The organism is Bdellovibrio sp. HCB337 (assembly GCF_047302465.1).
Taxonomy (GTDB): Bacteria; Bdellovibrionota; Bdellovibrionia; order Bdellovibrionales; family Bdellovibrionaceae; genus JACMRP01.
In genome coordinates, this window is record NZ_CP178621.1 from 4,157,813 (window position 1) to 4,178,955 (window position 21,143).

The 21,143-nt window shown below is 44.0% G+C and carries 22 protein-coding genes and 1 tRNA gene; 17 read left to right on the forward strand and 6 right to left on the reverse strand.

Annotated elements, in window-relative coordinates; translation table 11 throughout:
- Positions 1 to 56: 56 nt before the first annotated feature.
- The 17 genes from ACLWBB_RS20105 (at position 57) to ACLWBB_RS20185 (ending at position 17,021) form a co-directional block, all read left to right on the forward strand.
- Positions 57 to 1,736, forward strand: a complete 1,680-nt coding sequence (locus tag ACLWBB_RS20105; RefSeq protein WP_413289364.1) for a tetratricopeptide repeat protein — start codon at positions 57 to 59, stop codon at positions 1,734 to 1,736.
- A 348-nt stretch (positions 1,737 to 2,084) separates the two neighbouring features.
- Positions 2,085 to 3,038 (forward strand): 30S ribosomal protein S2, encoded by a 954-nt coding sequence (gene rpsB, locus ACLWBB_RS20110; RefSeq protein WP_413289365.1) that lies wholly within the window; start codon positions 2,085 to 2,087, stop codon positions 3,036 to 3,038.
- Between the two features lie 102 nt (positions 3,039 to 3,140).
- Entirely contained in the window at positions 3,141 to 4,070 is a 930-nt protein-coding gene (tsf, locus tag ACLWBB_RS20115; RefSeq protein ID WP_413289366.1) for a translation elongation factor Ts, read from the forward strand.
- A gap of 1 nt (position 4,071) precedes the next feature.
- Positions 4,072 to 4,785, forward strand: a complete 714-nt coding sequence (gene pyrH / locus ACLWBB_RS20120; protein ID WP_413289367.1) for a UMP kinase — start codon at positions 4,072 to 4,074, stop codon at positions 4,783 to 4,785.
- Between the two features lie 12 nt (positions 4,786 to 4,797).
- Positions 4,798 to 5,355, forward strand: a complete 558-nt coding sequence (frr, locus tag ACLWBB_RS20125) for a ribosome recycling factor (protein WP_413289368.1) — start codon at positions 4,798 to 4,800, stop codon at positions 5,353 to 5,355.
- 30 nt (positions 5,356 to 5,385) lie between these two features.
- Positions 5,386 to 6,111 (forward strand): isoprenyl transferase, encoded by a 726-nt coding sequence (locus ACLWBB_RS20130; RefSeq protein ID WP_413289369.1) that lies wholly within the window; start codon positions 5,386 to 5,388, stop codon positions 6,109 to 6,111.
- Positions 6,089 to 6,907: a phosphatidate cytidylyltransferase gene (locus ACLWBB_RS20135; RefSeq protein ID WP_413289370.1), complete on the forward strand. Its 819-nt coding sequence runs from the start codon at positions 6,089 to 6,091 to the stop codon at positions 6,905 to 6,907. The genes ACLWBB_RS20130 and ACLWBB_RS20135 overlap by 23 nt, the downstream gene beginning before the upstream one ends.
- Positions 6,908 to 7,008: 101 nt before the next feature.
- Positions 7,009 to 8,673 (forward strand): RIP metalloprotease RseP, encoded by a 1,665-nt coding sequence (gene rseP, locus ACLWBB_RS20140; RefSeq protein ID WP_413289371.1) that lies wholly within the window; start codon positions 7,009 to 7,011, stop codon positions 8,671 to 8,673.
- Positions 8,674 to 8,680: 7 nt separating this feature from the next.
- The gene (gene tsaB / locus ACLWBB_RS20145; protein WP_413289372.1) at positions 8,681 to 9,385 is read left to right on the forward strand and encodes a tRNA (adenosine(37)-N6)-threonylcarbamoyltransferase complex dimerization subunit type 1 TsaB; all 705 of its coding nucleotides are present in this window, start codon (positions 8,681 to 8,683) and stop codon (positions 9,383 to 9,385) included.
- 14 nt (positions 9,386 to 9,399) lie between these two features.
- Positions 9,400 to 10,371, forward strand: coding sequence for a P-loop NTPase (locus ACLWBB_RS20150; protein WP_413289373.1), 972 nt, complete (start codon positions 9,400 to 9,402; stop codon positions 10,369 to 10,371).
- Between the two features lie 9 nt (positions 10,372 to 10,380).
- On the forward strand, positions 10,381 to 11,010 hold the full coding sequence (locus tag ACLWBB_RS20155; RefSeq protein ID WP_413289374.1) for a helix-turn-helix domain-containing protein: 630 nt from the start codon (positions 10,381 to 10,383) through the stop codon (positions 11,008 to 11,010).
- Positions 11,011 to 11,036: 26 nt separating this feature from the next.
- The gene (locus ACLWBB_RS20160) at positions 11,037 to 11,996 is read left to right on the forward strand and encodes an RluA family pseudouridine synthase (protein ID WP_413289375.1); all 960 of its coding nucleotides are present in this window, start codon (positions 11,037 to 11,039) and stop codon (positions 11,994 to 11,996) included.
- Complete coding sequence (locus ACLWBB_RS20165) at positions 11,993 to 12,688, forward strand: polyphenol oxidase family protein (protein WP_413289376.1); 696 nt, start codon at positions 11,993 to 11,995, stop codon at positions 12,686 to 12,688. Before ACLWBB_RS20160 ends, ACLWBB_RS20165 begins: the two co-directional genes overlap by 4 nt.
- Before the next feature lie 141 nt (positions 12,689 to 12,829).
- Complete coding sequence (locus ACLWBB_RS20170) at positions 12,830 to 13,525, forward strand: hypothetical protein (protein WP_413289377.1); 696 nt, start codon at positions 12,830 to 12,832, stop codon at positions 13,523 to 13,525.
- Between the two features lie 91 nt (positions 13,526 to 13,616).
- A complete protein-coding gene (locus tag ACLWBB_RS20175; RefSeq protein ID WP_413289378.1) occupies positions 13,617 to 15,053 on the forward strand; it encodes a DUF1254 domain-containing protein in 1,437 nt (478 codons plus the stop codon).
- 97 nt (positions 15,054 to 15,150) lie between these two features.
- On the forward strand, positions 15,151 to 15,735 hold the full coding sequence (locus ACLWBB_RS20180) for a DNA-3-methyladenine glycosylase (protein ID WP_413289379.1): 585 nt from the start codon (positions 15,151 to 15,153) through the stop codon (positions 15,733 to 15,735).
- Positions 15,736 to 15,809: 74 nt separating this feature from the next.
- Complete coding sequence (locus ACLWBB_RS20185) at positions 15,810 to 17,021, forward strand: hypothetical protein (RefSeq protein WP_413289380.1); 1,212 nt, start codon at positions 15,810 to 15,812, stop codon at positions 17,019 to 17,021.
- Positions 17,022 to 17,045: 24 nt separating this feature from the next.
- On the opposite strand, the gene ACLWBB_RS20190 is transcribed toward ACLWBB_RS20185, so the two are convergent.
- From ACLWBB_RS20190 to ACLWBB_RS20215, 6 genes are all read right to left on the reverse strand, one after another.
- Positions 17,046 to 17,121, reverse strand: a tRNA-Phe gene (locus ACLWBB_RS20190).
- A 47-nt stretch (positions 17,122 to 17,168) separates the two neighbouring features.
- On the reverse strand, positions 17,169 to 18,338 hold the full coding sequence (locus tag ACLWBB_RS20195) for a cystathionine gamma-synthase (RefSeq protein WP_413289381.1): 1,170 nt from the start codon (positions 18,336 to 18,338) through the stop codon (positions 17,169 to 17,171).
- A gap of 12 nt (positions 18,339 to 18,350) precedes the next feature.
- Complete coding sequence (locus ACLWBB_RS20200; protein WP_413289382.1) at positions 18,351 to 19,403, reverse strand: PLP-dependent cysteine synthase family protein; 1,053 nt, start codon at positions 19,401 to 19,403, stop codon at positions 18,351 to 18,353.
- Between the two features lie 18 nt (positions 19,404 to 19,421).
- Positions 19,422 to 19,643, reverse strand: a complete 222-nt coding sequence (locus ACLWBB_RS20205) for a hypothetical protein (RefSeq protein ID WP_413289383.1) — start codon at positions 19,641 to 19,643, stop codon at positions 19,422 to 19,424.
- Between the two features lie 26 nt (positions 19,644 to 19,669).
- Positions 19,670 to 20,107, reverse strand: a complete 438-nt coding sequence (locus ACLWBB_RS20210; RefSeq protein ID WP_413289384.1) for a hypothetical protein — start codon at positions 20,105 to 20,107, stop codon at positions 19,670 to 19,672.
- On the reverse strand, positions 20,095 to 20,832 hold the full coding sequence (locus ACLWBB_RS20215) for a hypothetical protein (protein ID WP_413289385.1): 738 nt from the start codon (positions 20,830 to 20,832) through the stop codon (positions 20,095 to 20,097). The genes ACLWBB_RS20210 and ACLWBB_RS20215 overlap by 13 nt, the downstream gene beginning before the upstream one ends.
- Positions 20,833 to 21,143: the final 311 nt, after the last annotated feature.

Here is a 21,143-nt window from a genome sequence, read left to right on the forward strand (position 1 = left end):
AGAGCCCTCGTTCAAACTTTATAGTATCTTTTAAACAGTAACACCGAGGACCTGCCTTGAAAAACATCTTTTCCAATTTGCGAAATATACTTTGTAGCGATAAAGATTCAGTTTGGTACTCTACAATAGCAATAATGGTTCTTCTTGTTTTCGGGCAAAGCTTGTCGTTCTCGTTTCTTTCGTGGGACGACACCTTTCATATTTGCCAAAATCCCAATTTTCAATCTGCAGATGGAAGTTTCTTAAATTTTTGGAAGTCTGATTTTTTAGGTCTGTACGCACCCCTCACTTATACTATTTGGGCTGGTCTTATTAGCTTTGCAAAATTGATATTTGGTGAAAATTCAAATTGTGGTGAATGGAGTGGTCTATTTCACGGCCTGAATTTATTGATTCACTTACTAAACACAATACTGGTCTACGAAGTATTGAAACATCTCGTAAAGGTGGAAAATAGAAAATACGCCGCGTTTGGGGCGATCTTGTTCGCGATCCATCCATTGCAAGTTGAAGCCGCTGTTTGGATTTCAGCCAGCCGCGATTTGGTAAGTTTCCTGTTTGGTATTTGCGGAGTTCTTTTTGCGCTTAAGGACCGTTGGAGACAAGCCACGGTTTTCGTTCTTGTAAGTTGTTTGGCAAAAGCGACTGGAGTTGTGTTTCCCTTAATTATATTTGCAATATTAATTCAAAAAAGAAAATACAGTGAAGTCACAAAGTACCTACCTGCTTTTGTAGGCGCCATTGGCTTTGGTATCTTTGCAAAATTCCTACAGCCCGACACTGCTTTGAATTTTGTCTCTCCAATTTGGCAGAGGCCTTTTATATTTGGCCACAATTTGGGATTCTATTTCTCTAAGCTTATTCTTCCGATAAATCTTGCACCAGATTATACAAGGTCCATTCAGTCCCTCAATCAAGACCCAAGTTTATTTTGGCCTCTCGGAATATTCCTTGCTGCAGCAAGCGGCCTCTATTTTTTGAAACGATCCCAGGGGTTGCTCGCTCTTATGCTGATAACAATATCGGTGCTTCCCGTGTCGGGACTCATTCCTTTTGGTTTTGAAGAAACCTCAACGGTTGCCGACAGATATTTTTACCCTGCAATGTTTGGAGTAGCCCTATTCGCTGCAAATCTTCTTAGTACTTACCAAAACAAAAAACTCAACACCGCGGCCCTTGCTCTCTTGATGGTCTTCTCAATACTCAGCTTCAGGCAGGTACGCTATTGGGAGAATGACGAAACCCTCTTTGACTACAATTTAAGTGTTTTCCCTAATAGTACAGTCTCACTTCAGATTAAAGCCGATAGATACTTCGCAAAAGGAGACTATCAACGCTCGCTGGATGAGCTCCAAAAGGTTTTAGAACTGAGATCTCCTAATGTAATGATTATTATCAAAACCAGTTTATCCTTAGAAAATTTAGGAAGACTCGATGAGGCCGAGAAGCTTTACAATTTTGCTTTAGAGAAGAATATCAAATCGACAGATATCTATAACAATCTTGGAAAAATACACTATTTAAAAGGACAGCCTCAACTAGCCGAGAAATTGTGGATGACCGCCACCCAAGAAAATCCTCTAAACTTTCAACCGCAGTATAATCTCGGCCAACTTTACTTAATACAGGGAAAGTTTCAGGAGTCTTTAGACGCCTTTTTGAAAGCCAAAAACATAATACCCCAACACCCACGGATTGATGAAAAAATTCGGGAAGTAAGAAGCAAAATAAGGTAACTTTTCCCTCCCTGTTTCCCACACCCTCCGTCGGACACACCCGAGCGTCTGAACCTTCTGCACACCAAAAACAACATAAGATACTGTTTTTACTGAATAATTATTACTTTCTTTGTAAATTCGGCTATGTATCCTATTTCTCGGGATTTCCCAAGACCGGCGCGGATTTAGCAGGAATAGTGCTTGCCCGGGGGCGCTGCCCCGTGATATTCGGATCGGCAACTATAACTCACTTTTCGATAAACACTGGTCCCGCGCTGAAAAGCAAACATGGGAAATACCTGTAACTCCTCTCACGAGATACGGGCTCTGTCGAAAGGGTGGCTAACCAGATAAAAGGAGAGACACATGGCTCAAGTTACCATGAAAGAGATGCTCGACGCAGGCGTTCACTTCGGACACCAAACACAGCGTTGGAACCCAAAAATGAAAAACTACGTATACACAGCTCGTGGAGGCATTCATATCATTGACCTTCAAAAGACTGTTGTTCGCGCGCAAAAAGCTGCTGAATTCGTAAAAGAAATCGCTGCTAACGGCGGCCGCTTGATCTTCGTAGGTACTAAGAAACAAGCTATCGAGCCTGTTCAAGAAGCTGCTGAAAAATGCGGTCAGTACTACGTAACTAAGCGTTGGTTGGGTGGTATGCTTACTAACTTCGAAACGATCAAAACTTCTGTAGGTCGTCTTCGTAGAATCGACCAAATGAAAGAAAAAGGCGAAGACAAGTTCTTAACTAAAAAAGAACGCGCTGGTCTTGATAAAGAATACCTTCGTTTGTCTGAGTTCTTGAACGGTATCCGCGACATGAAAGAAATGCCAGCGGCTATGTTCGTAGTAGATTTGCCTAAAGAACACATCGCAGTTGCTGAAGCAACTCGTTTGGGCATCCCAGTAGTTGGTATCGCTGATACAAACTCTGATCCAGAAGTTATCCAATACCCAATCCCAGGCAATGACGATGCTATTCGTTCTATCAAGTTGTTCGCTAACATGGTTGCTGATGCTTACCTTGAAGGTGCTAAAACTTGGGAACAAAAACTTCGCACTATGACTGACAAACAATCTGACTTGGCTAAAGAAGAAAAAGGCGAAGTGAGAGAGGAAGCTCCTAAGAGACGTGCTCCTCGCGCTGGTGCTCCTGCTGCTGCAGCTAAAACAGCTGCTGCTAAACCTGCAGGACCTGCGGTTGTTAAAGCTACTAAGGCTCGCAAACTTGTTGCTGCCGGTACTGCTGAAGACGTTGAAATCCAAGCAGAACTTGAGAACCAAGAAACTGCTTCTGACGAGACAGCTGAGTAATCAGTTACTCCAAAAAACGAAAACGGCTGATTTATCAGCCGTTTTTGTATGTGCTTATCCCTCTGTTTAAATTTTAATACATTCATTGAAGGAGATTCCCTTATGTCAATTTCTGCTACACTCGTAAAAGAGCTTAGAGAAAGAACTAACGCCGGAATGATGGACTGTAAGAAAGCTCTCGAAGAAACTAAAGGTGACTTCGATGCTGCTATCGAATGGCTTCGCGTAAAAGGTCTTTCTGCTGCCGCTAAAAAAGCTGGCCGTATCGCTGCTGAAGGTACTGTGTTCGCACAAACTATCGGCAACACTGGTATGGTTGTTGAAATCAACTCTGAAACAGACTTCGTTGCTCGTAACGAAGGCTTCAAAGCCTTGGTTTTGGACATTGCTGAGCACATCACTAAAGCTGTGAACGTTGCTGGCGATATTCTTGAGCACGCTTTCCACAAAAATCCGACTAAAAAAATCGGTGAAATGTTGACTGAAGCTACTGCTAAAATCGGTGAAAAAATCGCGATCCGTCGTTTCGAAAAGTACACTGCTTCCCCAAACACAATCGTGCACACTTATGTTCACGGTGAAGGTAAAATCGGCGTATTGATCGAAGTTGCCGCTTCTAAACCAGAAGCTACTAACAACCCAGAAATGCGCACTTTCGCTCAAGACGTTTCTTTGCACATCGCTGCAATGAACCCAATGGCGATCTCTTCTGCGGAAATCCCTGCAGACGTTGTTGCTAAAGAAAAAGAAGTTTTGAAAGCTAAAAACCTTGAGCAAGGTAAAAAAGCAGACATGATCGATAAGATCGTAGAAGGCCAAATCCGTAAGTTCTTGGCTGAAAATTGCTTGGTTGACCAAGCTTTCGTTAAAAATCCTGATATCAAAATCAGCGATTTGGCGAAAGAAGTGGGCAAAAAAGTAGGCGCTGATTTGACTATCAAACGCTTTGTTCGCTTCGAACTTGGTGCTGGTATCGAGAAGAAATCTGAAGATTTCGCAGCTGAAGTTGCTGCACAAATGAAGGGACACTAGTTTGAAAGCTCCTGCCTATAAAAGAATTTTGCTAAAATTGAGTGGTGAGGCGTTGGCTGGTAGCCAAGGTCTTGGCATTAACAATACCGTCATTAAGCAAATTGCCCAGGACGTTGCAGAAGCCTTCAAAGCAGGAGTTGAAATTGGTATCGTTATTGGCGGTGGTAACATCTATCGTGGTGTTGCCGCCTCTGCCGAAGGCATGGATCGCGCTAGTGCTGACTATATGGGAATGCTAGCAACTTGTATCAATGCCCTGGCTCTTCAAGACGCCCTTGAAAAAGAAAACGTTCCTACCCGTGTACAAACAGCTATTGAAATGGCTGAAATCGCAGAACCTTACATCCGTCGTAGAGCGATCCGTCACCTTGAAAAAGGCCGCATCGTGATCTTTGGTGCTGGTACCGGGAACCCGTTCTTTACAACAGATACAGCCGCTTCTTTGCGCGCGATGGAAATCAGCGCAGAAGTCATTATGAAAGCTACGAAAGTAGATGGCATCTATGACAAAGATCCGAAGAAACACACGGATGCTAAGAAGTTCGATAAAATCAGTTACATTGATGTTTTAAACAAAGGCCTGGAAGTGATGGATTCCACTGCGATCAGCCTTTGCATGGACAACAAGCTTCCGATCATTACTTTCGATATGACTCAACGAGGGAATATCCTTAAAGCCGTCCAAGGTGAAAACATCGGAACTCTAGTTCAATAAAAAGGAGACAACATGCTTGCAGATGTAAAAAAGAATGCTCAAGACAAAATGGACAAAACCTCTAAAGCACTTGTTGAAGAGCTTAAAAAAATCCGTACTGGTAAAGCTCAAGTATCTATGCTTGATAGCGTGAAAGTTAATTACTACGGAAGCATGTCACCTTTATCTCAGGTGGCTTCTGTATCTTGCCCTGATGCAAAATCTTTTCTGATTGCACCTTGGGAATCATCTATTCTTAAAGACATTGAACAAGCACTTGTTAAAAGTGATCTTGGTATGGCACCAATGAATGACGGTAAAGTTATTCGTTTGAAAGTTCCTGACCTCACAGAAGAGCGTCGTAAAGACCTTGCTAAACAAGTTAAGAAAGTTGCTGAAGATTCTCGCGTAGCGATCCGTATGGTTCGCCGTGATGCCAATGAGGCTGTTAAAAAGGCTTTGAAAGACAAAGCAGTCAGCGAAGATGAATCTAAAAAGTCTGAAACTGAAATCCAGAAAATGACTGACGATTTCATCAAAAAAATCGACCAAATCGCGGACGAAAAAGAAAAAAGCATCATGACTATCTAAGACCTGTCGGTCTTACTTGCGGGAGCCTTCATGACTTTACCAAAACACATTGCGATTATTATGGATGGAAATGGGCGCTGGGCCCAGCTCCGCCATAAGCCACGTGTTTTTGGTCATATTAAAGGGACCCGTGTCGCGAAAAAAATCATCACAGCATGCTCGCGTAAGGGAATTAAAAATCTGACTCTTTACGCGTTCAGCACCGAAAACTGGTTAAGACCAAGTGCTGAAGTTTCCTTCCTGATGAACCTTCTGCGCCGTTATCTTAAAAAAGAAACTGAAAACCTGGTGAAGGAAAACATTCGTTTTTCTATCATCGGTGATATTAGCCGCGTTCCTAGCGACGTTAAAGACGCTATTACAAAAGCAATGCACGCAACTTCTAAGTGCACAGGTTTAAACCTGGTTTTTGCGCTCAGCTATGGCTCACGCCAAGAAATCACAGAAGCAGTTAGAACTATTGTTGCAAAAGTAGCGGCGGGTGAACTTGCGGCTTCTGAAATTGATGAATCAACAATTAACGGAGCTCTCAGTACCTACCCCACTCCGGATCCAGATCTGATTCTTCGCACAAGTGGAGAGATGCGCCTTTCCAATTTCTTAATGTGGCAAGCGGCTTACAGCGAATTTTTCTTTACATCTACCCTATGGCCGGATTTTACTGAAGCAGACCTAGAGCAAGCGCTCGAGGACTATAGCGGTCGTCAAAGAAGATTCGGAGCTGTGCTAACTAATGACGAAAACCTTCATCACTAGAACTCTTTCTGCGCTCGTCGCTCTTATTCTCCTGTTTGCAGCTTATTATTTTCTTCAAGTTCCTGGCATCAAACTGGTTTGTTATCTTTTAGTCCTTATCGGTGGCTATGAGCTCATCAACATTCTTCTACCTAAAAATACAGGCAAGTTTCATAAAGGTCTTTTTTATACTGTCCTAATTCTCATTTTCCACGTTGCTGCCAACTATCCGGCATTTGCTGTCGTGGCGTTCTCGCTAGCAACCGTTCTGTTTTTGGTGTTGAGCCTTCTTTGGGACAAAGCCTTCACGGAACTTGATTCCTTAGTGCAGTACCACGCTAAATCCGTTCTTGGGTTTGTTTATCTGGGTCTTTTGCCTTCCTATGCGTATCGCCTTTTAGAGCTCAACAATGGCTTAATTTGGTTTCTAACTTTGCTGGCAGTGGTCTTTGCTGGCGATATCGGCGCCTATGTTGTTGGCGTGTTGATTGGTAAACACAAAATCAATCCTCGCTTGTCTCCAAAGAAAACTTGGGAAGGGGCCTTCGGCGGCTTACTGGGTTCGACAATAGCTGGCTACGTTTGTTCTCAATTTCTTCCGCAAATTCCACTAAATGCACTTCTTGTGACGGCGATTTGCGCAGGTTTCGTTGCCCAATTCGGAGACTTCTTCGAGTCTTTGATGAAACGTGTTGCCGACGTCAAAGATTCCGGCAAAATCATGCCCGGGCATGGCGGCGTCCTAGACCGTATCGACGGAGTGTTGTTTGCCAGCCCCGTTATAATGATGGTGGCTTCTCTTTTTGAGTCATATTGATTCGGTGCCATCCAGTCTTGTGTCTAGGCCACTCCTAATTCGCCACAACATTCTTCAAATTTCCTAGCTGATACAGTGCCTCCTTAGTAAAATAAAAGGATATGGAAATTTTAATTTCGCTTCTTAATAAAGTGGCTTCTGGTTTCGTTCCCTTCGTCATCCTGTTGGGTGTTTTGATCTTTATCCACGAGTTTGGACATTTCATCATCGCTCGCTTATGCGGAGTTCGTGTTGAAGTTTTTAGCCTTGGTTTTGGTAAAAAGATTTTCCAATACAAACGTGGAGACACGAACTATTGCGTATCAATCATTCCTTTGGGTGGTTACGTAAAGATGTTCGGCGATCAACCTGGTGCCGAGGTTTCTGAAGAAGATAAAAAGTACTCTTTCACACATAAAAACGTGTGGCAGAGAATTTCTATCGTTCTTGCTGGTCCGTTGATGAACTTCTTCTTTGCGATCTTTATTTTCTTTGTTGTCGCTTTTGTCGGCGAAGATTATCGCGCAACACACGTTGGTGATCTTACAACTGACTCTAAAGCTTATGCTGCGGGTTTCAGATCTGGCGACATGATTAAAACCGTGAACGGCGCCGCCGTAAAAACTTGGGAAGAGTTTGAAGGTAAACTGGCGAACTTGCAAAATAGCCAAGCTATGGTGGACATCGAGCGCGGCACTGAGAAGCTCGCTTTAAAAGTAGACATCGCAAGCAAAGAGAACCCAAATGTTCTGAGCACCAAACCAACCGTTGGCGACATCGAAGGTTTGTCACCAATGTCAAAAGCAGCGTTGGTTGGTGTAAAACCAGATTCTGCCTTAGCAGCGTTGGGCCTTAAAACAGGCGACCGTGTAACCGCTATTAACGGTGAAAAAATCCGTTTCTGGCGTGAACTTGAACCTACTTTGGAAAAGCAAAATCCTCAGCAAGCTCTGCAAATTGATGTTGAGCGTGCTCCGGTTGCCGAAGCGGGTAAGCCTGAAACAATGAGCGTAACTTTGGCTCCGATGACTCTTCCAAAATACAGCTTCGATACTTTAAAGCTTGAGAGTGCGGATCTTTACTTGGGAGCTATCATTGATGGCACCCCTGCGAAAACAGCGGGACTCTTGCCTGGCGATCGTATCATGCAGATCAATGAAACTAAGATTGATAAGTGGGATGACGTCATCACTTCTATTAAAGCTTACGACGGCAAAGAGCCTGTGAAAATTCAAGTTCTTCGTGGTACTGAGCTTTTGAAAATGAACATCGTGCCACACATGATTTCACAAATGACTGCTGGCGGAACCGAAGACAAACGTTACACAATCGGTGTTGCTCCGTTCATTAACTATGCAATGCCAGAGTTGATTGAGATCAGCACGAGCAATCCTGTAGAAGCGATCAAAATCGGCGTCCAAAGAACTTGGGATGTGTCAGTGATGACCGTTATGAGTTTTGTGAGATTGTTTGAAGGAAAAGTTTCACCGAAAAACATCGGTGGTGTTATTTCTATCGGACAAGCAGCTAGCGAGACTTTCAAAATTGGCATTAGTCCATTCTTAAGAATGATGGGTTTGATTTCGGTGAATCTTTTCATCTTGAATCTACTACCTATTCCAGTTTTGGATGGTGGACACTTGTTGTTCTACAGCATCGAAGCTCTTAAGGGAGCTCCTATCAGCATCAAAAATATGGAGATCGCACAGCAAGTGGGCCTCGTTCTTTTGATGAGCTTGATGGTCTTTGCTCTGTTTAATGACTTCACTCGTCTCTTTGGAATGTAGTTAACTTATGATCGTACTCGCTATGGAAACCAGCACCCAGCTTGGCGGGGTGGCGGTTGTGAAAGATGGACAAATTCTTGCGATGGAGTCCTCTTTACGCCAAAAATCCCATAGCGAGGCCCTGAATCGTTTCGTTGAAAACTGTCTCGACAAAGCTCAACTCAAATTGACCGACATCGATGTCTTTGCCGTCGGCCAAGGGCCCGGTAGTTTCACCGGAATCCGTGTTGCCGCAAATGCTGGTAAAACTTTTTCTTACGTTTACAACAAACCTCTCGTCACCATTGATTCTTTGATGTTGTTGGCAGCTCCAGTGAAAGCCTCGACTCCAGTCCTGTCCATCATCAATGCTTATAAGAATATGGTGTACCTGGGACTCTTCGACCTCTCCAAAGGTCCAGAGCCCGTCTACATGCATGGGCCTGCTGCAGTGCCTGTGCAAAAACTTGGAGGTCTCATCACTCAAGACGTGATCGTTGTGGGTGATGGTTACGACACTTACCAAGAATATCTTCCTGAAGATTTGAAAAAGCGCCTTCATCGCGATTCAACATACTCAGACTTTCCACTCTCGGAAACACTGGGAATGATGGCTGAAAAACGCGCTTTGAACGGCCAGACCATGGAATGGAATTCATTCGTCCCCCTTTATATTAGAGCCTCCGAAGCCGAAGAGACAAAAAAAGGAATTGTCATTTCTCCTTTAAAATAATTCGGAGTGAGTCCATGGAACGTGACTTTGAAAATGAATCGCAGGATGTGATTGCTATTAAGCGTCCTTCTTCTCAAGAAAGAACCAATCAAATTTGGACCGTTGCCTCTGGCAAAGGTGGCGTTGGGAAAACTTTCGTAACTTCTAGCTTAGCAATCTGCCTTAGCAAATTAGGTCACTCCGTTGTTATCGTTGATTTGGATTTAAGCGGCGCCAATGTTCATACAGCATTTGGCATGTCTCCAGCTTCAAATAGCATCCGTCATTTCTTCGAAGGTTCAAAAACACTTTCTGAACTTGTTATCCCAACTCAGGTTCCTCGTGTGTCCTACATACAAGGTTTCTGGGATGCTTGGACTCCAACAGATCTTTCTGTGGAACAAGTTCGTCATTTGGCTCCGGAGATGAAAAAACTCAACGCCGATTATGTTATTGTCGACCTCGGCGCTGGCGCTTTAGAAAGTCACCTTGAAATGTTGAAGCTTGCTGATGAGAAAATCTTGTTGTCATCACCAGAGCCTACAAGTATCGAGAAAACCTATCGTTTTATTGAATCCTTCGTATGCCATTCATTGAAAGACCACAGTATTCCTGAAGCCTACGACCACATGATTCAGCAACTACGCAATCATCGTCATGGTTTTAGCGAAAAGAATTTCTCTTTCAGAACTTATTTGCGTGAGAACTCTGGTATTCAACCAGACTTTTTCGATGCGCTTATGACAAAACCACTTCGATTGATCGTGAACTCTTGCCGTAGCCAAGCAAACACTGAACTTGGCCACGCCATGAAAAGCGTTTGCTATAAATACTATGATTTCAAAGTCGATTTCTTGGGCTCTATCGATTACGACAATGCGGTGTGGCAGTCTATTCGTAACCGAGAGCCTGTTTTGATCGCTCAACCTTTCACTCCACTTGCAGGTCAATTTTTAACAACCTGCAAACAACTTATTGATCCCAAGGAACTTCGCGCCGTAATATAATAGTTACGGATGAATATTGAATCGCGATACAACTATTACGATATTCTTGAACTGAATGCGAATTCAGCTCAAAACGAAGTGACCAAGGCTTATGATCGAGTCAAGGCCACTTATTCTGGGGATAATCCAGCGCTCTATACTATTTTCTCTGAACAGGAAGCTCGTGCCTTTTTGGTTTTGATCGAAGAAGCCTACTCTGTTTTGGGTAATAAAAATCTCCGTAGCATTTATGATCAAAGACTTCTGAGCGGTCGCTTTCACAACACGGATCTTTCTTACGAAGCTATCGTAACCGCCAGCAAGCAGATGTTCGTGGAACCTCGCCAAGAGGAAAAGAAAAATACTTACGAAAAGAACGAGGCTTTTGAAAAAGAAATCTCTAGCCGTGATATTTGGGATGGCGAGTTCCTTCAAAAAGTCCGCGACTATAAAAAGATCACCGTCGCTAAAATGAGCGAAATCACAAAGATCAATAGCTACTATGTTAAAGCTATCGAGAAAATGGATCATGCAGGTCTTCCGGCTCTAGTTTTCGTAAGAGGCTACGTAGTTCAAATCGCTAAAGTCTTGGGACTTGACGAGAAAAAAGTCGCAGACTCTTACATGAAAGTGTTGAAAGAAAACACTCCTCAAAAATGATTCTTTCTTTTAATTGCCCAGACGAAATGGCGGGACTAAGACTTGATAAAGCCTTGGCCCAACGTTCTGAGATTGAAACCCGTTCGCGCGCCTCTCATCTAATTGATGAAGGCCTCGTGCAGGTCAATGGTTATAAAGCCAAGTCTTCGTTGGTACTAAAAACAGGTGATCATATCGAAATTCACCTGCCAGAACCAGAGCCCACTGATTTAATCCCTTATGATTTCCCTTTGGATATTCTATTTGAAGATGAACATCTGATTGTTATTAACAAACCATCAGGACTTGTCGTGCACCCCGCTGCTGGGCACGCCCAAGACACACTGGTGAATGCGCTTCTTCATCATACCAAAGATCTCTCTATGAAGTTTGGTGAACAACGTCCTGGTATTGTTCATCGTTTGGATAAGGAAACGAGTGGCGTCTTGGTTGTCGCTAAAAACGATCACGCTCACGAAAAACTGACTCAGCAATTCAAAGAGCGTAGCATTCACCGTATCTATTTTGCCGTTGCAATTGGAGCACCCAAACCACCAAAAGGCAGCGTGCAATCCTATTTAGCTCGTCATCCAGGTGATAGAAAAAGATACGCATCGATCCTTGGCTCTGATCGCAAGATTCAGACTACAAAAACGCCAGAACCCTCTATGGGAAAATGGGCCGTTACTCACTATGAACTATTGAAGTCTCAATCTGGTCTTAGCTATTATCGATTGAAACTTGAAACTGGTAGAACCCATCAGATTCGTGTCCACCTTTCCGATAAGGGCACTCCAATCGCTGGCGATACACTTTATGGCGCTGATAAAAAGGTGAAATCTCTTGAAAGCAAGAAAACCCAGGCAGAGGTTAAAGATCTGCAGCGCTTCTTGCTTCATGCTGCAGAGCTTGGATTTACTCATCCAGTAACAGGAAAAGAACTGTTTTTTTCAAAGGACTGGCCAGAAGAGATTCGTGCTCTTTTGAAAGCTTGGGGGCTTTTATGAAAATTACGGAAACCAATCTGGGTTTCTTAATTGAGACTCCGAAAATCACGGCGTTACTTGGTGGAGAAAAATCTCAGATTCTGAATTTGAAGTCATCTTTCGAATCCTTAGATTTTATCCGTGTAAAGCAAACCCATAGTGATATCGTCGTTCACTCAAAGGACCTTGCCTTAGATTACCAGGTTGAGGCGGACTCTCATTTCACAGAGCTCTCCAAAACAGCTCTCTGTATTTCAACCGCAGATTGTATTCCAGTTCTTCTATATGACCCAGTCAGTGAAATCATTGCCGCCGTTCACGCTGGCTGGAGAGGCGTTGCAAATCAGATCGTTCCAAAGACTTTCGCGCGCTTAGCACACTCAGGGGTGAAATCCGAAAACACGCACGTCATCATCGGCCCGCACATTCAAATGGCTAGCTTCGAGGTCAGCCACCAAGTTCGTGACGATATTCTTTCAACTATTGATTTCGGTACTACAGAAAAAGAAAGCATTTATCACCGCAATTTGAACCACGAGAAGGCTTTAGTAGATCTCAATCAAGTCATGCGTACTCAGCTACAAAACAGCGGCGTGCTTTTCGACAACCTTTACAATCTACACATCGATACGTTTGTTGATCCACGCTTTCATTCTCATCGCCGAGATAAAGAAAAAGCCGGACGCCAACTAAGTTTTATTTGCAAAAACTAGACTCTGATATTTGTGAATTGTCTTTCTGCATCTGAGCTTTCTCCTTAAAATGACTAAATGAAGATATTTTTGGGGATACTTTTAGTTTCTCTTTTTTTTAGCAAAAATCTTTTCGCGAATTCGTCACGCCCAACTTGTTCCATGCAGCTGCTTTGCGATGAAATGAAGGTCCAAAAAGATTTTCTTTTACCTTTGCCGACCGGTGCGCAGCCTTCGGACTTAGAAAAAATTCGCGATGTCTTTCTTGAGAACCAATCAGCGATACTTTCTCTAGTCATTCAAAAGAAAGATCTTCTATCAAAAAAAGACTATGCCTATCTTGTGAAGTCTATCAGTACCGTCACTATGGGGAGCTTCGAGGATAGCGCGGTTCAAAAGCTTTTCTTTGGAGCATGTAATCGCCCCAATGCCATTTATGTGCCTAGTATGAATAAGGTCTTTGTTTGCCCTTCCCTTGCACGTTTTCCGGAGTCTACTCTGCGACAGATCCTAGCTCATGAATTGGGCCACTCAGTTCAAAGACTTCAAAAAGTAATTCCGTGCTTTCAAGAGTATACAAAAGCACAAAGCCGTGAAGCTTTTGCAGATTGGGTCGCTTCTAAGGTTTTGTCTGAAAGCATTCGTCTAGAAGCAGATCCGGCTGTCGCAAAGAAAAATGCATTTGAATCTCAATTGCTATTTTTAAGCCTAGCTTGTGAAACTCAGCCAAAGAACAAACCAGATTGGTCTCCATCACATCCAAGTCTTCAATCACGCATCGAGGGAATATTTCTTTCTCAACCCGCTTTTCAAAAGGCCCTTCATTGCGAGGCTAAAAGTCCAAAAGTTTGCGGCTAAGCACTCTGTTTGACCGGATCTTCCAGGCTTCTACCAAAATCTGAAATTCTGAGCATGCTACCATCCAAAGAAATGAACTGCGGAGGTTTGCATGAAACGTTTGTTAATTGCATTCGCATTTGTTCTCAGTATTCCGGACTCAAGTCTTTTTGCACAAACTGATAATCCTCTTCCACCGGTAGATATCAATAAGATTGTTACCACAGAGGCCATCGCAAAAGAGGCTTATCTTTGGGGATACCCGATGGTGCGCTTTGAGCGGACTCGAAAGCTCTTAACGACCACCCCAGGATATGGCCACGCACCTATCAACACCTTTTTCCACGCAACTCGTCTTGCGGGTCCGAACGAAAAAGGAATGTCGAATCCGTTGCCTGATACTCTGTATTCCTCGGCGTTTTTGGACCTTCGCCAACAACCGATGGTTCTGCAGATTCCGAAAATCACAAATCGCTATTACAGCCTGCAGTTCATGGATGCAAATACCACCAACGTGTCCTTTGTTTCTTCGCGGACTCAAGGTGCTATGGCTGGAAAGTTTTTTATTACAGGACCGAATTTTATTGGCGCAACCCCTGCGGGCTTTCAACAAATTCGCGCATCGACAAATCATCTTTGGGTGATCGGACATATCGAAGCGCCGTTTGAATCTGATGTAAAATCGGCGGTTTCACTTTTAAAGAAGTACGATCTCAAACCTTATAATGTCTACTTGGGCAAAGCCAAAATGGCAAAAACTCCGGATTTAGTGGCCAAGGTGACTACGAATATGGATCCACGCGGTCTTGCCAAGGCCGGAGTGCAATTCTTTGACGAGCTCGGCACGGCTCTTCGAGAAAACGAACCGACAAACCTAGAACCCGCCATCATGGAAAGATTTCGCTCAATTGAAGTAGGTCCCGGTTTAAGAACTTCCCGGATCACCAACGTCAGAGAGATGCGCGAGGCCTATGAAAGAGCTATTGCCTCTGCCGAAATCGATATGAACAATACGGTTAAGAAGGACCTGATTAAGATGCGCAACGGGTGGAGTTACATCACTCGTGGTGATGGTTTCGGCAATAACTACACTCTGCGTGCGGCAATGAGTAAGGTTTACTTTGCCGAAACTAACTCGATCGAATCCATTCATCCGGTGACACGCGTGGATCGCGATAACATTCGCCTGAATGGCAATTCGACTTACATTTTGCGCTTTAATAAAAACCGCTTGCCGCCAGTTTCCGCCTTTTGGTCCGTTGTCACATATAACAGCCGCGATAAGTCTTTGGTGGAAAACAGTCTGCGCCGTTATTCACTGGGCAGTTATTCCAAGGGTCTTTTGCAAAACCCAGATGGCTCTGTAGATATCTATATTTCTGCGAACGAGCCGTCTGGAAAAACTACCAATTGGCTGCCTGCACCTCGCGGAAACTTCTACGTCATGATGAATATGTATCATCCAAGCACTGATGTTATCAGTGGGAAATACCAACTGCCGGGTCTGCAGAAGATGACCGTCACTCCGATCCTTTCATTGAACAAATAAATTTAGACCAAAAAAATATAGGTCTATAAAAGATCCCCTGGGGCGGTAATACCAAACCAGGGGTGACTCATTTTAGATTTCCGATTATGCTGCAGCGATGATTCTTGAGCAGGAATTTTATTTTCAGAAAACGGATATAGTCGCAGAACGGCTATTGGGAAAAGTTCTTCATTTCAAAAATGAAGAAGGTGAGGTTCTCAGTGGTCGGATCGTAGAAACCGAAGCCTATATGGGAATCGCCGATCCTGCTTGTCATACTTTTGGGGGCCGTCGTACTGAGCGCACAAGTTCAATGTACTTAGCGGGTGGATATTCTTATGTCTATCTTATCTATGGGATGTACTACTGCTTGAATTTTGTAACCCGCACGGAAGAAGAACCCGAAGCAGTTTTGATTCGTGCTTTAGAGCCTGTGCATATCCCTGGGGAAAAACCGGCAAAGAAGCATTTGCATACCAATGGTCCAGGCAAGCTCTGTCGGCATCTAGGAATTACAAAAAAACAAAATGCTCTACCACTTTGGAAAAAGCGTTCAGGCCTTTGGGTTGAAGACGACGGATTTAAAACAAAACTACAGCGAATCCACAAAACTACGCGAGTTGGCGTGGACTATGCGGGCGCGGCCGCAAAATGGCCGCTCAGATACTATCTTAAAGAGAGTCCCTGGATCTCTCGTCCATAATCTAGTTTATTTATTCATCAATTAAGTCTTGTTCAGGTTGGCCCGATCAGAAAGCCACAACCTGGAGACTTCTTGTGTTTAAACGCCTTGTGATTCAAACATTGATTTTCATTGGTGTAGCAACTCCCGCATTCGCCCAACTTCAAGCGAAGTGGTCCGAAGGGGAACATCTAGAGCTTGGCCTTGAGGGCAGCGTTCTTGCCTGCAAATCCCTCGGCATACCTGTAGACAAATGCCCAAGCCGCAACGTTCTTCGCGAAGACAAAAAATATACTTTTCAGTATGGCGAAGTTGTTACCGCTGCAGATTACTACAACAATCCTGTAGAGTTCTTCACTGATAAAAAAAGCAATATCGCGAACGTGATCAAGTGCGCTTACAAACAAAAAAGCGCGCATGAAGACCAACGCAATTCAGAAATCGAATATCCAGACTGTAACTCGACGGGAATTTTTGGTGTACCCGGCTATCTAGAAGTTCTTTCCCAGAACTATGATCATTTCGGCTGGAACAATATGGTTGCCTACGTGGAATATCACACCCAAGCACTTAGACTTGCAAAGCAAGCTTATGATTTAAGATCTACGAATCTTGTCTCTGCAAAACAGCTTTTCAATAAAGCGATGGTGTTCAATGCCTTTGCAGATCACTATTTAACGGATGCATTTGCTTCAGGTCATATTCGCGTTCCAAGAATTCAAATCAAACGCTGGGCAAAAGATAACTTAGAAGGCCCACTGCCTTTGCAACGCGGGGATTTACTGACAATGTTTCTGCACAATATCGAGAGTAGAAATCTTCGTACTAAGAAAGAAGAAGGTTTGAAGGTTCTCAATTCTCGTGGTGACGCTTGGGTTACTCGCGGTGATGGCAATCTGAATTTGTTCGCGACCGATTCAGACTTGGCGATCATTATGCCGAAAACCGCTTTGGCAGAATCTTTCAAAGACATTCTGATTGCATGGGAATACGGAGACCTTCCTGAAGGCGTGTTCCAAGCAACTCAATATGTGCCTTTTCAAAACGACATGCCGCTAGTTGAAAAGCTGTCTCCGGAATATCAACGCGTGAAACGCCAAAAAGATGTGACCAATCTGATCAACTCAGGTCTATCGATGTTTGATAAGGTGTTATTCAATAGAGGCGATTTCAATTCTCTGTTGGATGATCTTTCGTCGATCTTTATCCAATTCCGCCGAGACGTTGCTCGTGAACATGCTGAAAAAGCAGATCTACGAAAGCGATTGCCGGAAAAATATCTACAGTCGTATCTGAACGTAGAATAAGTACTAAATTTTCTGGGATTTAAATGGTGGCTCGGGACGGAATTGAACCGCCGACACAAGGATTTTCAATCCTCTGCTCTACCGACTGAGCTACCGAGCCATTGGAATCAGGAAGGCCCATTAGTTACCTTCCTGAAGGGCTCAGTGTCAACCTTTCACCTTATCAAAAGCTGATTTTAAATCGGCTAAAAGGTCCTCAAGATCCTCAACTCCCACAGAAAGACGGATCAAAGAGTCATCAATACCCAGCTGCTTGCGGGTTTCAGGCGGCACGCTAGCGTGCGTCATAATCGCCGGATGCTCAATCAAGGACTCAACTCCCCCTAAACTCTCTGCCAGAGCGAAAACTCGGACGTTTTCAAGGAAGGTTCTAGCCGCGTCCATGCCCCCTTTAATATAAAAAGTGATCATTCCGCCCATTCCAAGCATCTGTTCTTTAGCCAAAGCATGCTGTGGATGGGATTTCAGACCCGGATAAATCACTTTTTGCACTTTCGGATGAGATTCCAAGAACTCCGCCACCGCTTGGGCGTTGTGAGCATGAGCTTTCATACGAAGAGGCAAGGTTTTCAAGCTACGAAGGCACATGAAAGAATCAAACGGACCTTGAATGCCCCCCATGGAGTTGCTCAAGAAGGCCAATTTTTCAGCTAAATCTGCTCTATTAGTCACAGCGATTCCGCCAACCACATCACTATGGCCACCGATGTACTTAGTTGCCGAGTGGACTACGATATCAGCCCCCAAAGTCAGAGGTCTTTGGAAATACGGGCTCATGAAAGTATTATCGACAACCGTGATAATGCCCTTTTCGCTCGCGGCCTTTGCAATTTTCTTAATATCTACCAATTTCAAAGTCGGATTTGTCGGAGTCTCCAGCCAAACAAGCTTCGTATTTGGTTTCAAAGCTTTCGTGAAGTTCTCTGGGTTCGTCAAATCTGGGTAAGAGAAATCAATGCCGTTATTTTTAAGAACGCGATTGAAAAGACGGAAAGTCCCACCGTACATATCGTCGCCGGCGATCACATGATCCCCTTGTTGCAACATATGAAGAATCGTCGTCGTCGCTGCACAACCAGAGGCAAATGCAAAACCGAATTGGCCACCTTCAAGGTTTGCCATGCAGTTTTCATAAGCTCTGCGGGTTGGATTGTGAGTACGGCTGTACTCCCAGCCCTTATGAACACCCGGAGACTCTTGCACATAAGTCGATGTCATATAAACCGGAGTCATGATCGCGCCCGTTGTTGGATCCGGCTCTTGTCCTGCGTGAATAGCTCTTGTAGCGAAACCAAGTTTGTTCATGTCTTTTTTCATAACTCTTATTCCTTATTTCTTTTTCAGATCGGCCAAAGCTTCTTCGGCAGTCAAAACGCGATTGAAGGCATTTTTTGTGTCTTCTGCGTCTAAGAGACCATTTTCCACCATCCACTTATCATTGAAGGCCTTGCTAAGATAAGCTCGACCACTGTCTGGAAAAATAACCACGATATTAGCTGGTTTTTCCAGCTTTTCAGCTGCCTTCACTGCGCCCACTAATGCTAAGCCGCTCGAAGGACCTACAAGAAGTCCTTCTTTCGCAACAAGCTCACGAGTGATATCAAACGCTTCTTGATCAGACACCTTAAAGAAGCCGTCATACATATTAAGATGAACGTTATCAGGAAGCATATCTTCGCCGACACCCTCTACCTTATAAGAACCTGGAGGATCGACGATCTTTTTGTGATAGTACAAATCATATAGAATGCTACCGATAGGATCCGCGCAGATAACTTTTACTTGCGGGTTTTTCTCTTTTAAAAACTTCGCGCAGCCAGAAAGAGTACCACCAGTACCAGCTCCGCCGACTAACATGTCGACTTTGCCTTCCATTTGATCCCAAATTTCAGGACCTGTTGTCTCATAGTGGCGCTTTGGATTGTCTGGGTTGTGGAATTGATTCACCAAGAAGGCTCCTGGGATCTCTTGTGCAAACTTTTTCGCCACAGAATAGTGACTCATTGGATGATCCGGCTCTACGCTTGACGGCGTAATCACGACACGAGCGCCGTAAGCGCGAAGAATCGCGCGTTTTTCTTCGCTCATCTTTTCAGGCATGGTGAAAATGCACTTGTAACCCTTCACGGCTCCAACCAACGCAAGTCCCACACCTGTATTGCCCGAAGTCGCTTCGATAATAGTGCCGCCAGGCTTCAAATCTCCGCGTCTTTCAGCATCTTCGATCATCGCTACAGCTACGCGGTCCTTAATGCTTCCACCTGGATTCAAATATTCCACTTTTGCGAAATAATTATGTTTCGAGTTAGGAAAGATATGTTTTAGTTGCACCATGGGCGTGTGCCCGACTGTTTCGAGGATATTCTTATAATACTTAGACATGTAAATTGGACTTTCTGATTAGTTTTCTAGTTCTTTTCTTCTTTGCTGGCGCAAATATACGTTATTCATGGATTGTAAAACAGTACTCATGTGAATCAATGGGTCCACAGAGTAGTCCATTCCCAATTTTGTCGAGAGTTTCTTAACGAGCTGCTGATTTGGCTGATCTTTCATCAGTTCGTCCACCAGCTTTTCCAGATCTTGTTGGCTGGTTTCCTGCTTCGCGCCGACTCTCGCCATATCTTGCCTCCAGTCCAGACACTGTATCACCCGCCTCCCAAAGAGTGAAAAAAATTTTCTAGGAGCGGGCCAAAAAGAAGCAATAAAAAGGCGGGAAACTGCAGCAGAAGCAGCGGTCCGAGCAAAAGAAACGGCAGCTTTGACAGTTTGCGACTGATTTCATCCTGGCAAGCCTCGATTATTTCCTGCTCAAGCTGACATAGATAAACATAAATGCTCTCACCACGCAGACCACGCTCTAAAAGCTCCAGCAGGCTGCGGCGATATTGGGATTTCTGTTTTTGCAGAATTGATGTCGTCGCCAGGCCTTGATCAGTCAACGAGATCCATTTTGAAACATCTTGAGAAAAAATCGAGTGTTCTGCATGAAGATAGGCAAGAACTCCACTTCGCACCGAAGCCCCGGTCTCGATTCCGCGTTTCACGTGCACTATTAATTGAAGCGGTGGCGCTATGTGTTCCACTGGATTCTCCTCCCGATGACAAAAACTGTCACCATACCGACAAAAAACAAAGTTCCGGAGATGATGATGATGGTCCGATGTTGATAAAATCCAAACTGAGTGAGCATAAATAGCAACAAACCCACATAAAGAAGCGCTGAAATGGCCGCTTGCATGCGAATCTGCAAACTTACTTGTCCGGACCTACGTCGAAAGTCCTCCAAGGTTTTTAGATTTTTGCGCAAAGAGCGCATTTGCTCCCCACATTTGGACTGAGATCTCTCGATGCGATGGAGTTCCTCAAAAAGATTCTTGAGGGCGGGGGATTTGAGACCCGCCGAGGAGTTTTCGAAGCAAATTGCGTGAGTAAGGTTTTCCCACGAAACCCGCAGTAGGCTTGATTCTTGCGACGCCAACATCATCAAAGAAGCGCGCAAAGATTGCCCTGATTGAACACCGAGGATGAGATGATCCAAGACTCTGAGTGTGTGCGCATGGATCAGTTTTTCTTGATAACGAGAAAAAAAATACGGCAAAAGCTTGAGTAAAATAAAAACCGTGCCGAAGAAAACCCAGAGATGAGTTGGATGTGGACCTTTGGTGGCGAAAAAAAAGATCATCAGGGCCGCTAAAACGAGAAAAATGCGCGCGTGAAGATTCAAAAAGCCAACTTTTTGCAAAGAAGCTCCGAGAATCCGATGCGCGAATGCGATTCCGACACTCGTAAGCAGGATTGAAAGTATCATGAGCAGCACCTCCACCCCCAACTTCTCGCAAAAAAGGTGCCCATGAATTTTTTTATTGACGGCGCAAGTCGAATTGTGAAGACTTAGGGTAAGAAGTTTATTGAAGCAGTTAACAACAACAACGATTGCATCCTAGGAGGAGCAAATGGCAAAGAAGAAAGCTACTAAAAAAGCAGCTAAAAAAACTACAAAAAAAGCTACTAAAAAGAAAGCTACTAAAAAAGCTTCTAAAAAATAGTTTTTTTGGTACTGACACAGTACTTTAAAACCCTCGGTGAAAACCGGGGGTTTTTTTATTTCTGAGAGTGAAA